Origin of the sequence: Chromobacterium sp. Beijing, from assembly GCF_021496765.1 — a bacterium.
Taxonomy (GTDB): domain Bacteria; phylum Pseudomonadota; class Gammaproteobacteria; order Burkholderiales; family Chromobacteriaceae; genus Chromobacterium.
In genome coordinates, this window is record NZ_CP053750.1 from 3,237,499 (window position 1) to 3,252,544 (window position 15,046).

A 15,046-nucleotide genomic window follows, 5' to 3' on the forward strand; every position below is an offset into this window, starting at 1 on the left:
TGAACAGATTCTTGCAACCCGCCCAGGGCAGTGGGCGGGTTGGCACTTCTTCGCTACTGAGACTTAGGCGATCGCTTTGTTGGCGGTCAGGTCCCAGCCGGAGCTGACGTTACCGCCGCCGGCGCCGTCAGCGCGTTTCTGCTGGGTGTAGGTCCACTTGATCTTGCCGTAAGTGAAGCTCACTTTTTCGCTGGGGAAGCCGTTGTCGTTGGCGGAACCGTGCGGCTCAACCTTGGCGATCAGGACTTGTTCCATCTTGATCTCCATGTACTTCACCTTGTCACCACCGGCACGGCACAGTTCGATGGTGATTTCCTTGATGTGCTGGCCCTTGCAGCAGGCTTCGTAGATCTTCGGGCTGGCTTTGTCCAGGAAGTGGGTGATTTCGTAAGCGGCGTGGTTCACGCGCTCGGCGGTGGCGCCGCCGGCGGAGCTGGCGGTAGCCTGGGCCGGCTGTTCCAGTTTGTGGGCAAAGGACTGGATTTCGATCCAGTCTTTGTGCTTGTCGTCGCTGCTTTCGCCAGGAATACCGTCAATTTTCAGGAATGCATCAAAAGCCATTTACTTCTCCTTAGAACAAAAGTCAAAAATTGGAGGCGAGCCCTCCCATTCCAAAAGACGCCCGCGCCCGCCGCCGCGCCGGAACCCGGCGGACGCGCGCAGGCTCTCCAGCCTTAACCCGCCGGCTGCGGCAGCTCCGCCACCAGACGCAGGGAAATGGTCAGTTCATCCAGCTGGAAATGCGGCCGCAGGAAGGCGGCGGCGCGATAGACGCCCGGTTTGCCCGGCACTTCCACCACGTCGACGCGCGCTTCGCGCAGCGGATATTTGGCTTTGGCTTCCTGGCTGGCGGAGTCGTCCAGCAGCACGTATTGCGCCAGCCAGGTGTTCAGGAAGTCCTGCACGTTCTGGCGCGAGGCGAAGCTGCCGATCTTGTCGCGCATGATGGATTTCATGTAATGCGCGATGCGCGACACCGCGAAGATGTAGGGCAGCTGGGTGGACAGACGCGCGTTGGCGTTGGCCGAATCGGTGTTGTAGGTCTTGGCCTTCTGCACCGATTGCCCGCCGAAGAAGGCCGCGTAGTCAGTGTTCTTGCAGTGCACCAGCGAGATGAAGCCCAGATCGGACAGCAGTTTTTCGGTGCGGTCGGTGATCGCCACTTCGGTGGGGCACTTGAGCGCCACTTCGCCGTCGTCGGTCTTGAAGGTGTGGGCCGGCAGGCCTTCCACCAGGCCGCCGCCTTCCACGCCGCGGATGGCCGCCAGCCAGCCGTATTGGGCGAAGGCGGAGGTCAGGCGCGCGGCGTAGGCGTAGGAGGCGTTGGTCCACAGGTATTTTTCGTGGGTGCTGCCGTCCACGTTTTCCTCAAAGTCGAATTCCTCCACCGGCACATTGTCGCGGCCGTAGGGCAGACGGCCCAGCACATGCGGCAAGACCAGGCCGACGTAGCGGGAGTCTTCGGATTCGCGGAAGGATTTCCACTTGGCGTATTCGACGGTGTCGAAGATCTTGGCCAGATCGCGCGGCTTGCCCACGTCGGTGAAGCTCTCCAGGCCGAACAGGCCGGAGGAAGCGGCGGTGATCAGCGGCGCGTGCGCGGAGGCGGCCACGTGGGACAGTTCGTCCAGCAGGTAGAAGTCTTCCGGGTGGCGGGTGAATTCGTAATCGCCCACCAGGCCGGCGTAAGGCGCGCCGCCGAAGGTGCCGTATTCTTCTTCGTAGATTTTCTTGAACAGCGCGCTCTGGTCGAACTCCGGCGCCGCCTTGAAGTCCTTGACCAGGTCTTTCTTGGAGGCGTTGAGCACCTTGATCTTGAGCATGGTGCTGGTTTCGGACTCCATCACCAGGTATTTCAGGCCGCGCCAGGAGGCTTCCAGCTTCTGGAAGTCGTTGTGGTGCATGATCTCGTTCAGCTGCGAGGAGATCAGCGCGTCGATTTCGGCGATGCGCGCGTCTATGCTGGCGGACAGATCGCGCGATACGCTGACGCTGCCTTCCAGCACCTGGTCGACCAGTTCGCCGATCAGGTCGCGGGTGTGGCCCTTCTCGTTGTCGTTGGTGGCGACGCGGCTTTGCTCGATGATGGAGTCGAGCAGGCTGCCTGCCGCCGCCGGGGCTGCGGCCGCGCCGGCCTCAAGTTGTTGTTCTGCGCTCATCTATCACTCTCCCGCTTTGTCCGGATGCGCGGCCTGGCTGATCGCCTTCAGCTTTTCCGTATCGCGCACCACTTCGTCCAGCAATTCTTCCAGCTTGTCGTTGCCCGCCATCTTGTTGCGCAGGTCGGCCAGGCGCTTGCGCGCGTCCAGCAGCTTTTTCAGCGGCTCGACCTGATCCACCACGTTCTGCGGCTCGAAATCCGCCAGTTCGTCGAAGTTCAGCTCCATCGCCAGCTGGCTGCCGTCGTCTTTCAGCTTGTTGTCCACCTTGATGGCCAGGCGCGGCGCCATGCCCTTGAGCACTTCGTCGAAGTTGTCGCGGTCGATCTGAACGAACTTGCGTTCCTTCATCTTGGGCAGCGGCTCCTTGCTGTGGCCGGAGTAATCCCCCAGCACGCCCAGCACGAAGGGCAGTTCCTTGGTTTCGATGGCGTCGCCGATTTCAACGTCGTAGGTGATCTGCACGCGCGGCGGGCGTACCCGCGACAGTTTTTTCTGTGTGCTTTCTTTGGCCATGATGGTTCTCTCTCAAGTTCACAAAGCTCTGATTGGAGCGGCCTCGGCGAATGTCGCCGGCCGCTCCGGTGTTACGCCACTACTCAGGCCACGCTGCGCGATAGGCTGGACGCCACCTCGCGCAGCTGCGCCACCGAAATGGACGGATCGTTCAGCCTCCGCCCCAGGATGTAAGCCGCTTCGGCGTAGGCCTGGTGGTTGCGCCACGGCGCGTGCGGCTCGGCCACGTCGACGATGAAGCGGGCGTCCAACTGCCCTCCCCAGCACTGTGCGACGATCTGTTCGTTCAAATCTCCCGGCAGCAAGGCCAGGAAGCGGCCTTCCGGCCGCTGAATCAGCAGGCATTGCTCCGCCTGTCCCGCCTGGCCGGCGGTGGCCGCCTGGTACAGCGACAGCCAGGTGGCCGCGGCCAGCATGTCTTCGCCGTCGCGGTCCGGCAGCGGCAGCAGATAGGTCTGCGCCGTCAGGCTGCCCTGGAACTTGCGCAGCAGCTGATGGTGGAAGGTGAAGGCCAGCAGCACCGTCTCCAGGTCCGGCAGCCCGCGGCCGCTCAACAACCGGCTCAGGAGGGAGGCCGGCGTCACGCTCAGATGCCGTTCCAGCAGCTGCTGCGCCAGATCCAGATCCGCCACGGAGGAGATGCCGAACAGCGACTGCTCCTCCAGGAACTGGCGGCAGGCCAGCATTTCCACCGCGTTGTCGATGGCGCTGCTCAATTGCTCCTTAAGGCCGGAGAAGAACAGTTCGTTGGCCAGCATCAGCACCGACAACGGCGGCAAGGCCGCGTCGCAAGGCATCAGCGAGGCCGCCACCAGCGGGTAATTGCGGCCGCTTTCGTCGCGGCTGGGCTGCATCACGCCCAGCGACAGCCACATCTGGTCGCGGCTGCGCAGCACGAAGCTGGTGCCCGGCATCGCGTGGTAACGCTCCACCGCCTCCGGGCCGGATTCCAGCCCGCCCAGGCTTTGCGCCAGCAGCTGGTCCAGCTGGGTGGCCGCCGGGTGGGTGGCGTTGACGCGGACGAAATCGCCGCGGCGCGGCAATTTGCCGAAAATGCAGAATTGCGGAGGCGTTTCCTGCGCCCGCTTGAAATTGAACGCCATGACTATGTGTCTCCCTTAAAGCGTCACGCGCTCAGGCAAGGTCAGCTTGTACAGCTTGTTCAGTTGCAGCGGATTGACGCCGCCAACCATGCGGAAATTGAATTTCACCGTCTGCGCTTCGCCGTCGGCCTTGCGCAGGTTCCAGGTGAGCTGGGCGGAGTCCGGGCTGTCCTGGCTGACCTTGGCGCTGGAGAGCAAACGCATCAGGCCCATGCGGCCCGGCTGGTTGCCCACCACGCTGCTGGCGCCGCTGTAGGACACCACCTGGATGCGGGCGCCGGCGTTCTGGCCGTTGCCCGGCCAGGTGAACGGCTGCCAGGCCTGCGGGCCGTTGCGGTAGCGCAGTTCCTGGCCGTCCACCTCAAACACGATTTCGGACAGGCCCGGCGTCGGCGTCGGCTGCAGTTCGAAGCGGGTGTTCTCGCCGTCTTGCAACTGGGCGTTGGCCAGCGCGGACAGGCTGCTGACGCTGGACAGGAAGGCCGGGTTGAACTTGACCCCCATATTGCCCCAGGCGCGCGGCACCAATTGGTCGCCCTTCTTCTGCACCAGGCCGTTCAGGTATTTGTTGATGAATTTGTCCAGCGTGCCGTCGTTGGCTTTGACGAAGCGGCTGATCTCCGCCACCGAGGCGCTGTTGCTGGAATCCGCGAACGGGTATTTGCCGGCCAGCTGCTTCCACTGCGGCAGCACTTCATTGGCCCAGGCCTGGTTGATGTCGTTGGCCACCGGCCCCAGCAAGGCGTTGTAGGACTGGGTCAGCGGGCGCACCAGCATGGGCCGCACCATCTCGCCGGTTTCCGGCGTGACCTGGCTGAGCAGGGTGTTGTCGACGAAGGAGGCGGTGTCGCCCAGCTCCGAGCCGGAACCGCCCAGGGTCGCCTGCAAGGCGGCGCGCGCCTGCGGGCCGGGTTCGTCTGTGCTGGAGATCGCCGCCAGCTTGGCTTTCAGCTTGGCCAGCTGATCCAGGTAGGCGTTGATCGGCGGATTGTCGCCCTTGACCAGTTGGGCGACGCCGGCGAACTGGCGGCCCACTTCGCCGTACAGCTTGGCCTTGTCCGCCTGGGCCGGCGCGCTGCCGCCCTTGAGGAATTCCGCGGTTTTTTCCAGCATCGACTGCTTGGCGTTTTCCAGCGAACGGTTCAGCTCGGACGGGTTGTCCCAGGCCGTTTCCATCGCCGCGCGCGCCAGCACCAGCTTGATAGGCGAGCTTTGCTTGTCGGACAGCCGCGCCATCGCGGAGGCGGACTGCGCCGGGTTGCTGAAGTCGCGGGTGGTGACGCCGATCAGGAATTTCTTCCAGGCGGCGGCGTATTGGCCGCGGTACAGGGCTTCCAGCGCGGCGCGGTTTTTCTCCACGTCGCCGTCCCGGCCCAGATTGTCCTGAGAGGACGAGGCCAGCACCCAGTCGTCGCTGCGGATTTCGCCCTTGCTGGCTTCGTCGATCGCGGCTTTGACGTAGCCGTTCCAGGCTTCGCGGGTGTAAGCGCCTTCCACCATCTGGCTGCCGGCCATCACGTCCAGGTCGCGGTTGTCCAGGATCCGCGCCACGGTCAGCGGCGCGAAGCGGGTGTTGGCGCGGGCCTTGATCTCATTGAACACCCGCTCCTGAGCGGACAGGCGCTTGAAGGAGCCGCGCAACACCTCGCGCGCCTCGCCCACCACCTTAGCGTTGTTGTCGATCAGCGGCAGATCCGCTTCCTTGATCTGGCTGACGTAGAAGGCCACCAGCTTCTCGGCCACCGCCATCACCTCTTCCACCGAATACTGGCCGCGCTGGCTTTCCAGGTAAGGCCGCCAGTAGCGCGGCAGCTGGTCGATCAGATGCGCTTCGTCCATGCGCTTCTGCTCGTGCAGCATCAGATAGGTTTTCAAGGCGTTGTAGCTGGCGTCCAACTGCTGCGGATTGCGTTGCGCAGCGGCGGTCTCGCCTTGCGCGGCGGAAGCTTCCAGCTTGGCGGTGGTGGCGCGTTGCGGCCAATCCAGCGCGCTCAAGTTGATATTGGGCAGGCCGCCACGCGGCGCGTGCTTTTTAGGCTTGGGTTTGAACGGCGCCGGAGCCGGCGCGGCCGGCTTGGGCGGTTCGCTCACCACCGGCGCGGGCGCGGGCGTCGGCGCGGGCGCTTCCGGCTTCAGGGCCACCAGCGTGGTTTCCAGATTGCGCTGCACCGGGCGCAGCATCGCTTCCTTCAGGCCGGCGAAATACTCGCGGCGCAGTTGCGGCTCCAGTTCCTTGCCCTGGTACAGGCCCAGGCCCACTTGCCACGGCGCGCCGTTCTTGCGGTAGGACTGCAATTCCTCCAGGCGCTTCTGCAGGATCTGCAGCGAACGCAGCTTGTCGTACAGCTGCCCGCTGGCGGCCAGCTTTTGCGCCTGCGCGCGCTCGGCCTTCACCTCGTCCAGCAAATGCTGGTTGCCGATGAAGGACCAGGTCCAGAAGCTGGCCAGCGCGGCCAGCGACAACACTCCGGCGGCCATGCCGAACAGACGCCAGCGGCTGCCGCTGGGCTTGGTCTGCCGGGAGATCAGGTGTTGATCCTGGAACAGCACGTCGCGGAACAGATTGCGCAGGAAGTAGCTGTAAGACGCCGGCGCCTGCTTCATCTCCTGGCCGCCCTGGCTCAGGTCGAACTGGCCTTGCACGCGATTGGCGGCCACGATGCGTGGCACGCCCTCTTGCAGGGCGCTGGTGAAATAGAAACCGCGCAGCAAAGGCCGCGCGTGGTAAGGGTCTTCTTCGTGCAGCAGTTTGACGAATTTGACCACCGCCTCTTTCAGGCCGTGGAATTCGATGGGGAAGGCGAAATGGGCCGGCTTGACCTGATCGCCGCGGTACTGGATCAGTTTTTCCTCGCCGGCCTGCACCAGGCCGCGGTACAGGAGCTCGAACTGCTGGCCGGTCACATTGGCCACGTCGAAGCCCGTGCCCTGGTCCGCGCTCAGCGTCGCGCCCCAGACCCTGGCGCGGTCCTCGTCGCTGGCGTCCTGGAAGAACTGGGCGAAACCGCCCAAGAGGTCCAGCTTGGTGAACACCAGATAAATGGGCACCAAGAGGCCGAAGGTGTTGCAGACCTCGTGAATGCGCTCGCGGATCTGGCGCGCGTACAGGGTGAAGCCTTCGCTATGGTGCTGCGCCAGCTCCGGCAGGCTGATGGCGATCAAGATGCCGTTGACCGGCGCCTTGGCCCGGTGTTTTTTCAGCAGCTTGAGGAATTCCAGCCACTCCACCCTATCTTCGCTCTGGGTGGCGTAGCGGCCGGCGGTGTCCAGCAGTACGCCCTCGGTGGAGAAGAACCAGTCGCAGTTGCGGGTGCCGCCCACGCCCTGGATGCCGCTCTTGTCGCTGAAGGGGAAGGTCAGGCCGGACTGCAGGATGGCCGAGCTTTTGCCCGCCGCCGGGTGGCCGATGATCATGTACCACGGCAGCTCGTACAAGGCGGCGCTGCCGCTGGCGCTGCCCAGCTTGGATTTCTTCAGGGTGTCGATCGCCCCCAGCAGCCGCTGGCGCAGCAGGGTGACCTCGGCGCGCTTGTCGGAGCTGGCGTTGATGACCGCCTCGTCCGCCTGCTTGCGCAGCATGCGCTCAAGCAGGCCGCCGGCGCGGCGCGCCAATACCTGGCCCACCAGCAGGGTCAGCACCCAAAACAACATGACGCCGATAATCCAGCCCAAACGGGCCTCCAGCGACTCCAAGCCCAACCACGGCCCAGGAACCAGATCAAAGCGATCAGGATCAGGAACCCGATTGCCGAAGCCACTTTGGCGTGACGCAGCCAACCTTTCATAAACACCCACCACCTTCTTTTAAACCGTTATTTTTTGAGCAGGGACTTCAGCGAGCCTGAGCGCTCGATATGCCCGAAGTCCTTGAAGCTCCAGTTGCCACCCCAAGTCAGGCCGGCCGCCGTCGCCTCTTCCCCCAGCGCGTTGTAAGCCTGCATCGCCCAGGGATCGCGTTCCGATATCACTACCTTGCCTTCGCGGATCGGCGCCAAATCCACCGCCAGGCCGTATTGATGCTTGCTCTGTCCGCCTTTGGCCTTGGTCACCAGCGTGGCCTGCCCGGCCAGCGAGTCCTGGCGCTCCGGGCTGCGATAGCCCTCCAGCAGCACCATGGGGAAGCCCCTGGCCTTCATTTTTTCCATCACCCGCAGCACCACCTGCACAAACTCCGGATTCAGCTTGCTCCAGTCCCGGTCCGCATGGCCCAAGCTTGGGCGCTCCGCTATGACGTTGACAAAAGCTTCCGGCGGAAGCGGCGGCGGGGGCACCAGTTTTTCTTCCAACAGCGTTTGCTTAATTCTTATGCCCTGCGCATATTCTGCCGCTTCGAACTCGGGACTACGATGAAAACGATTCAATTTCAGCGTGATCGCCACCGCCAGCGCCACCAGCAACAGCGACACCACCGGCAGCCACACCCGCCAGTAACGCGCGGCGGCGCTGGGCGCCCGGCGCGACGCACGCAAAAAAGCGGCGCTCACCGCCCGCTTTTCAGTCAGTGTTTCCGGCCCTGCGGCCATGGCTCCGGCCAAAGCCTCCGCCCCAGGCAGAACAGGCTTTGGCGAGCGGCTCCCTTCCAAGATGCGGGGCTGTCCCAAGAAGAATTTCCAGCCCAGCCAGGACAGGAGCAAAACGATGCCAAGCACCAGGATCGGCAAGATATAGTTCAAATGCATTTTGACGCGAGACGATAAATGACATTACAATTTAAATCAATAGCTTGAGCTACCCGATCTCTGATTTTAACCGCCGTATGCAAATCAATTTGCGACGGAGCATGCATTCCAATTAAACCAAAAATTTGGGATACTTTCGATAGCAGATAGTCACAAATCCAATCGTTAGGAACCGCCGTCATGATGAAAAAACGCCCCAGCTGGCAACGGGCCCGCGCCCTATTTTACGCCATCGCCATAGCCTCTCTGACCGCTTGTTCCAGCACCAAGACCATCGACATCAAAGCGGAAGGCAGCCCGTCGCTAAACCGCGACGCCAAAGGCAAACCGCTGTCCGTGGTGGTGCATGTCTACCAGCTCAAAAACCAGCAGGCTTTCAACCGCCTGACCATGGAAGCCCTGTCCAGCGGCAAGCCTGAATCAGAACTGCTGGGCGACAGTCTGATCAACAGCAAAGAACTGACCTTTTTGCCAGGTGGTAAAGTGACGCTAGAAGACGTCACCATTGAAAAAGACGCTCAGTTCATCGGCGTCGTCGGCTTTTTCCGCCGTCCGGACGCCCACTTCTGGCGCCTGTTGTACGACGCCGACGCCGTCCGCAGCAAAGACCTGAGCTTCCGCGCCGCCGATTGCCACCTGGAAGCCATCAAACCCAAAGCGTTGACCCTGCCCGGCCAGCCCGCGTCCGCCAAGGCGGACTGCGCCGGCAGCCGAAACTGAAGCCTGCCGCGGCGCCGGGCCGACGCTGAAAATTAACAAACTCTTTTGCATGACAAGGGTGCCGCTCTTGCTGCAAAATGTCGCGCATTTTAGCGATCGTGTACACAGTTTGAACAGGGTGTTATTACCGGATGCGGGCCGTTCCGGCCATGACGTGGCTCAAAGCCCATGCGCTTCTTCGCCCGCGACGGCCAGGCCCGGCTGACAAGCCGATGAATTTCCAGGCGCAATTGAGATTGAAGTAGATTTCCAGACAAGGTGTATCAGTAATGCAACAAGCCAAACGAGTGCTCTGGGGCGAAGGCATGTTCCTGCGCCCGCAGCACTTTCAACAGCAAACCCTCTTGCTGGAGCAGCACATCGCCGCGCGGCAGCAACTGAGCCAACGCCACGGCTGGGGCCTGCAACACATCGTCTTGGACGAGCAGGCGCTCAAGGGCGGCACCGTCCGCATCGACGGGCTGTCCATCCTGTTCCGGGACGGCACGCTGTTCCAGGCGCCGGCCAGCGCGCCGCTGCCGCTGTCCCGCGATCTGAACACCTTGCCGCAAGCCGGCATCAAGACCACGCTTTACGCCTGTCTCGCCCATATGCAGCCCTACGGCGGCAACACCCGCAACGGCGAGCTCATGTCCCGCCCCACTCGCTTCCAAAGCGCCAGCGCGGAAGTGGCCGATCTCTACACCCAGGCGCTGGACGCCGATCTGTCCACGCTGGAGCTGGACGTGCGGCTGATGATCGAGGAAGAGAACCGCGACGGCTACGACGCTATTCCGCTGTGTCGGCTGGAAAAGGACGCCACCGGCCAATGGGGCCTGGGCGGCGGCTTCATTCCCCCGCTGGCCACGGTCGAAGGCTCGCGCGAGGTCAGCCACATGCTGCGCCGCCTGCTGGACATCCTGCTGGTCAAGAACCAGGCGCTGTCCGGCGGCCAGCGCGAACGCGCCAAGAACGTGATGGAGTACAGCTCCAGCGACATCAGCTCCTTCTGGCTGCTGCACACCGTCAACCGCAACTTCGCCAAGCTGCGCCACCTGTCGCTGTCCAGCCCGCTGCATCCGGAAGAGCTGTATCTGGCGCTGGCCGAATTCTGCGGCGAGCTGCAGACCTTCTCCACCCATTACACCCTGTCCGACATCCCGGCCTATCGCCACGACGACCTGCACGCCGTGCTGGCCGCGCTGGACACGCAGATCCGCGAACTGCTGGAAACCGTGATCTCCTCGCGTTACGCCATCATCCCGCTGCATTCGCCCAAGCCGTCCTTCTACATCGGCCGGCTGGAAAGCGACCGCCTGCTGGAGAACGTCGATTACTACCTGTCGGTGCAGAGCGAACTGCCGGCCAGCCAGATCATCGACAGCGTGCCGCTGAAGATGAAGATCGGCGCGCCGGACGACGTGGAAAAAATCCTCAACTCCGCCATGCGCGGCGTGGCGCTCAGCCATGCGGCGCAAACGCCGTCCGCCATTCCGGTACGCGTGGGCAACCACTATTTCGCGCTGGAGCCGCACGGCGAAATCTTCGGCCGCATGCTGCAATCGCGCAGCATCTGCATCTATATGCCGCAGACGCTCTCCAACCTGACGCTTGAACTGATCGCCGTATTCCGCTGAGGCCGCCATGAACCAAACCGCCGCAACTCTACAAGAACGCCCGCTGGCCGTGGCCTCCGCCTCGGCGCCCACCCTGCGCGAAATGCTGGAAGACGGCATCTACCTGCTGTTCCTGCTCCGGGACGGCAACGCCCCCAGCAGCGCGGTGGAGTTCAACCGCCGCGTCGACCAGTTTCTGAACCAGTACGAGCGCAACGCCCGCAACTTCGGCAAGGACCAGAACGCCATCAACCACTCCAAGTACGCGTTTTGCGCCTTGATGGACGAGATCATTCTGTCCTCCGAGTTCGACATCCGCGACGAATGGGAGCGCATGCCGCTGCAACTGCGGCTGTTTGGCGAGCATCTGGCCGGCGAAGGCTTCTTCAACCGCCTGGAACAACTGCGTCTGGACCCGGCCGCCCATATCGAGCCGCTGGAAGTGTTCTACACCTGCCTGTTGCTGGGCTTCCAAGGCAAATACCTGCTGGAAGGCCAGGAAAAGCTGGGCTACCTGACCCACAAGCTGGGCCAGGAAATCCAGCAAGTGCGCGGCGGCAAGGCCGAGTTCGCGCCCAACTGGCAGCTGCCGCAACGCTTCCAGGCCTTTGTCCGCCATGAACTGCCGCTGTGGCTGTACTTCGCCCTGCTGGCCGTGGTGGGCGCCGGCATCTTCGTCGCCTACCGCTGGCTGCTGTCCAACCAGCTCCAATCCATTTTCGGCCTGTAAGCCATGCACAGCAGCCGCCACGCCCAGATCCTGCCGTCGGTGCTGGACCGGCTGCTGGACGACCAGCCGGACAACAGCCACGGCGCGGAAACCATGTTGTACGAACTGCCGCAGATCAAGCGCTCGCTGGCGCGGGATCTGGAAGCGCTGCTGAACACCCGGCTCGCGCCCTTGCAAGAACTGTTCGACATGTACCCGCAGGCCCACGACAGCATGTTGAGCTTCGGCATTCCGGACCTGTCCGGCATCAGCCTGCTCAATCCGCAAGACCGGGAACTGCTGCGCGAGCAACTGCGCCGCGCCATCGAAGTGCACGAGCCGCGGCTGTCCCGCGTGCGGGTGAACCTGGACGCGCCGCGCGAGATGGAGCGCCATCTGCGCTTCCGCGTCGACGCGGTGCTGAAAGTGCATCCACACCGGCCGCCGGTCACCTTCGACGCCACCCTGCAACTCTCCTCCAACGTTTACAAGGTACAAGGCTGACCCAGCCTGACAGCGCCCCATGGACCCCAGCACCCTGCTCGCCAGCTTCGCCTCCGCCTTCAACCAGGACCAGCGCCTGCTCACCCTCAGCCTGGGCGACGGCAGCGTGGCGGCCGAGCAATTGCTGCCGCTGAGCCTGGCCGGCGAAGAAGGCGTGTCCCGGTCTTACGCCTACCAGCTGACCTGCCTGTCCCCGGACGGCAAGATCGAACTCAAGAGCCTGCTCGGCCTGCCGGCCCGGCTCGGCATCCTCGACGCCGCCGGCGCGGAGAGCCTGCGCTGCGGCGTGGTGTCCAAGGCCGAGTGCCTGGGCTCGGACGGCGGCTTCAGCCGCTACCAGCTGACCATAGAGCCGCCGTTCGCGCTGCTGCGTCACCGCGTCAGCTCGCGGGTGTTCCAGGATCAGTCGGTGCCGGACATCGTCACGCAGATCCTGAGCGAGCATCAGCAGGCCAATCCGGTGTTCGCCCGCGTCCAGGCCCAGGACTTCAAGACCGGCCCGGTGTCGCCGCGCAGCTACTGTCTGCAATACCGCGAGAGCGATTACGACTTCATCGTGCGCCTGCTGCATGAAGAGGGTTACGCCTGGCGTTTCGACCATCTGGACGGCGACACGCCACAAGTGCGCTTGGTCGCCTTCGACGACCCCTACAGTCTGCCGCCGGCTACGGTCGAGCGAGTGCGCTTCCACCGCAGCGACGCCACCGAGGCCGAAGACGGCCTGACCGAGTGGAACGCCCAACGCCAGATCGTCCCCGGCGCGGTGGCTTTGGCCAGCTTCGATTATCAGCCGGTGCAGACCCAGCACAGCGGCGACGACAGCCGCATCGACCAGGGCCAGAACGGCAAGGCCTTGCAATCCTCCTTGCACGACTACGACCCGCAATCGCTGTACTACGCCGGCGACGCCGACCAGCTCAGCCACTACGCCCAGCTGCGCCAGCAAGCGCATGATCTGAACGCCAAGCAATTCAGCGGCGGCGGCAGCGTGCGCGGCCTGGCCGCCGGCCAGTGGTTCCGCCTGGACGACCATCCGGCCCACGACGGCGACAGCAGCGAACAGCGCGAATTCGTCGTCACCCGCCAAACCTTAAGTGCGCGTAACAACCTGCCGGCCGACCTCAAAGCGCTGGCAAAAGCCGAGGACGCCCAACCCTTCCGCGCCGACTTCGACGCCCAACGCCGCGGCGTGCCGCTGACCCCGGCCTACGCCCACACCGAACTGGCCAAGCCCAAGTCCCGCGGCGTACAGACCGCGACCGTGGTGGGACCGCAAGGAGAAGAAGTCCACACCGACCAGCACGGCCGCATCAAAGTGCAATTCCACTGGCAGCGGCCGGACGAGCACCCGAGCATCGGAGCCAATCTCGACGACAAATCCTCCTGCTGGCTGCGGGTGGTCATGCCCAGCGCCGGCGCCGGCTGGGGCCACCAATTCATCCCGCGCATCGGCCAGGAAGTGCTGGTCGACTTCATCGAAGGCGATATCGACCGCCCGGTGATCACCGGCGTGCTCTACAACGGCAGCCACCCCCCGCCGGATTTCAGCGGCGCGGGCGCCTTGCCGGCCAACAAAACCCTGTCCGGCATCAAATCCAAGGAACACCAGGGCGGCCAGTACAACGAACTGCTGTTCGACGACACCCCGGGCGAAGTGCGCGCCAAACTGTCGAGCGAACCGGGCAAAACCCAGCTCAACCAAGGCTTCCTCACCCAGCCGCGCAGCAACGGCAAGGCCGAGCCGCGCGGCGACGGCTTCGAACTGCGCACCGACAGCCACGGCGCCATCCGCGCCGGCCACGGCCTGCTGCTGAGCACCGAAGCGCAGAACGGCGCGTCCGGCAAACAACTGGCGCGCGAACAGGCGCAAAGCCAGCTCGATGCAGCCCTGGCCCTGAGCCAAAGCCTGGGCGACACCGCCAGCGGCCAGCAGGCCGACACCATGGAAACCGGGCCGGAAGAAATCGGCGCGGACAACGCCAAGGCCGCCAAGAAGACCGAAGGCCATCTGCAACACCAGGCCGCGGCCTTGAAAGCCTGGGAAGCCGGCAGCAACACCGACAAGGATGGCAAAACCGCCAAGGACCAGGCCGGCCAGCAGCCGCTAATCGTGCTGTCCGCACCAGCCGGCATCGCCAGCCTGAGCCAGCAAAGCCAGACCGTGGCGGCGGGGACCAATCTGGACCTGGTGGCGCAGCGGGACACCAATCAAACCTCCGGCCGTCGCTGGCTGCATAACGTGGGCCAGCACATCAGCCTGTTCGTCACCGGGGTCAAGGACCAGATCGCGCTGAAGCTGATTGCCGCCAAGGGCAAGGTGCAGGTTCAAGCACAGAGCGACAGCATCGAGGTCACCGCGGATAAGGATGTGACCGTCACCGCCTGCAAGGGCAAGGTGGAAATCGCCGCCGGCCAGGAAATCCTGCTCACCAGCGGCGGCGGCTATATCCGGCTCAAGGGCGGCAATATCGAAGTGCACTGCCCGGGCGAAGTCAGCGTCAAGGGCGCCAGCCACGCGCTCACCGGCCCGGCCAGCCTCAGCACGCCCACGCCCACCTTCAACAAGCCGGGCATGGGCAATCTGCAAGTGATTCACGATTTCGCCAACGGCTACTCCATGGATCAGGGCAAATTCGTGCTCACCGACGCGCTGGGCGTCAAGCACAGCGGCGTGCTGGACGCCGCCGGCAAGGCCATGGTCAACGGCCTGCCCACCGGACCGGCGCAAGTACAATTCCTGGGCCGTCCGCACAAGAGCGAGGCGGACATCTTCCCCTTTGTGCCGCAGCCGGAAGCGGCGCTGCAAAAAATGGGCGCCGCGGTGCAGCAGCAGGCCATGAGCCAGCTGGGCAGCCTGGTAGGCAAGGCGCTGCCGCCCGGCGCCGCCGGCCTGGCACAAAACCTGGCCCAGGCCAAAGGCGCCGTGGACCAGGCCAAAGCCATGGCCTCCCAAGCCCAGGCCGCGCTGCAGCAAGCGCGCGACATCAAACAACTTGCCTCCGGCGCGTCCCTCCCCTCCGCCGCCGGCATGATCAAGAATATCGTTTAAGAGCCCTCCTCC

The 15,046-nt window shown here is 64.0% G+C and carries 11 protein-coding genes; 5 read left to right on the forward strand and 6 right to left on the reverse strand.

Annotation, left to right across the window (positions count from 1 at the left end; all coding sequences use genetic code 11):
- Positions 1–63 precede the first annotated feature (63 nt).
- The 6 genes from HQN78_RS14950 to HQN78_RS14975 all read right to left on the reverse strand — a co-directional run bounded on the left by HQN78_RS14950 (position 64) and on the right by HQN78_RS14975 (position 8,457).
- Positions 64–561, reverse strand: a complete 498-nt coding sequence (locus tag HQN78_RS14950; protein ID WP_043640831.1) for a type VI secretion system tube protein Hcp — start codon at positions 559–561, stop codon at positions 64–66.
- Positions 562–674: 113 nt separating this feature from the next.
- Positions 675–2,159: a type VI secretion system contractile sheath large subunit gene (gene tssC, locus HQN78_RS14955; protein WP_107798026.1), complete on the reverse strand. Its 1,485-nt coding sequence runs from the start codon at positions 2,157–2,159 to the stop codon at positions 675–677.
- A gap of 3 nt (positions 2,160–2,162) precedes the next feature.
- A complete protein-coding gene (gene tssB, locus HQN78_RS14960) occupies positions 2,163–2,675 on the reverse strand; it encodes a type VI secretion system contractile sheath small subunit (RefSeq protein WP_107798025.1) in 513 nt (170 codons plus the stop codon).
- An 83-nt stretch (positions 2,676–2,758) separates the two neighbouring features.
- On the reverse strand, positions 2,759–3,778 hold the full coding sequence (gene tagF, locus HQN78_RS14965; protein ID WP_235084655.1) for a type VI secretion system-associated protein TagF: 1,020 nt from the start codon (positions 3,776–3,778) through the stop codon (positions 2,759–2,761).
- A gap of 15 nt (positions 3,779–3,793) precedes the next feature.
- The gene (gene tssM / locus HQN78_RS14970) at positions 3,794–7,429 is read right to left on the reverse strand and encodes a type VI secretion system membrane subunit TssM (RefSeq protein ID WP_235084657.1); all 3,636 of its coding nucleotides are present in this window, start codon (positions 7,427–7,429) and stop codon (positions 3,794–3,796) included.
- A 161-nt stretch (positions 7,430–7,590) separates the two neighbouring features.
- On the reverse strand, positions 7,591–8,457 hold the full coding sequence (locus HQN78_RS14975) for a M15 family metallopeptidase (RefSeq protein ID WP_235084659.1): 867 nt from the start codon (positions 8,455–8,457) through the stop codon (positions 7,591–7,593).
- Between the two features lie 180 nt (positions 8,458–8,637).
- Between HQN78_RS14975 and tssJ the strand changes: the two genes are divergently transcribed.
- The 5 genes from tssJ to HQN78_RS15000 all read left to right on the forward strand — a co-directional run bounded on the left by tssJ (position 8,638) and on the right by HQN78_RS15000 (position 15,034).
- Positions 8,638–9,177, forward strand: a complete 540-nt coding sequence (tssJ, locus tag HQN78_RS14980) for a type VI secretion system lipoprotein TssJ (RefSeq protein ID WP_107798022.1) — start codon at positions 8,638–8,640, stop codon at positions 9,175–9,177.
- Positions 9,178–9,446: 269 nt separating this feature from the next.
- The gene (gene tssK, locus HQN78_RS14985; protein WP_235084662.1) at positions 9,447–10,793 is read left to right on the forward strand and encodes a type VI secretion system baseplate subunit TssK; all 1,347 of its coding nucleotides are present in this window, start codon (positions 9,447–9,449) and stop codon (positions 10,791–10,793) included.
- A gap of 7 nt (positions 10,794–10,800) precedes the next feature.
- The gene (icmH, locus tag HQN78_RS14990) at positions 10,801–11,502 is read left to right on the forward strand and encodes a type IVB secretion system protein IcmH/DotU (protein WP_081548565.1); all 702 of its coding nucleotides are present in this window, start codon (positions 10,801–10,803) and stop codon (positions 11,500–11,502) included.
- Between the two features lie 3 nt (positions 11,503–11,505).
- Positions 11,506–11,985, forward strand: coding sequence for a type VI secretion system baseplate subunit TssE (gene tssE / locus HQN78_RS14995; protein WP_227106718.1), 480 nt, complete (start codon positions 11,506–11,508; stop codon positions 11,983–11,985).
- Between the two features lie 19 nt (positions 11,986–12,004).
- Entirely contained in the window at positions 12,005–15,034 is a 3,030-nt protein-coding gene (locus HQN78_RS15000; RefSeq protein ID WP_235084664.1) for a type VI secretion system Vgr family protein, read from the forward strand.
- Positions 15,035–15,046: the final 12 nt, after the last annotated feature.

What these genes read in the sequence shown, in the direction of transcription:
- tssC (WP_107798026.1), bottom strand. Translation starts at nt 2,159, where the DNA reads ATGAGCGCAGAACAACAACTTGAGGCCGGCGCGGCCGCAGCCCCGGCG.
- tssK (WP_235084662.1), top strand. Translation starts at nt 9,447, where the DNA reads ATGCAACAAGCCAAACGAGTGCTCTGGGGCGAAGGCATGTTCCTGCGC.
- tssJ (WP_107798022.1), top strand. Translation starts at nt 8,638, where the DNA reads ATGATGAAAAAACGCCCCAGCTGGCAACGGGCCCGCGCCCTATTTTAC.
- HQN78_RS14975 (WP_235084659.1), bottom strand. Translation starts at nt 8,457, where the DNA reads ATGCATTTGAACTATATCTTGCCGATCCTGGTGCTTGGCATCGTTTTG.
- tssE (WP_227106718.1), top strand. Translation starts at nt 11,506, where the DNA reads ATGCACAGCAGCCGCCACGCCCAGATCCTGCCGTCGGTGCTGGACCGG.
- tagF (WP_235084655.1), bottom strand. Translation starts at nt 3,778, where the DNA reads ATGGCGTTCAATTTCAAGCGGGCGCAGGAAACGCCTCCGCAATTCTGC.
- tssB (WP_107798025.1), bottom strand. Translation starts at nt 2,675, where the DNA reads ATGGCCAAAGAAAGCACACAGAAAAAACTGTCGCGGGTACGCCCGCCG.
- HQN78_RS14950 (WP_043640831.1), bottom strand. Translation starts at nt 561, where the DNA reads ATGGCTTTTGATGCATTCCTGAAAATTGACGGTATTCCTGGCGAAAGC.
- HQN78_RS15000 (WP_235084664.1), top strand. Translation starts at nt 12,005, where the DNA reads ATGGACCCCAGCACCCTGCTCGCCAGCTTCGCCTCCGCCTTCAACCAG.
- tssM (WP_235084657.1), bottom strand. Translation starts at nt 7,429, where the DNA reads ATGTTGTTTTGGGTGCTGACCCTGCTGGTGGGCCAGGTATTGGCGCGC.
- icmH (WP_081548565.1), top strand. Translation starts at nt 10,801, where the DNA reads ATGAACCAAACCGCCGCAACTCTACAAGAACGCCCGCTGGCCGTGGCC.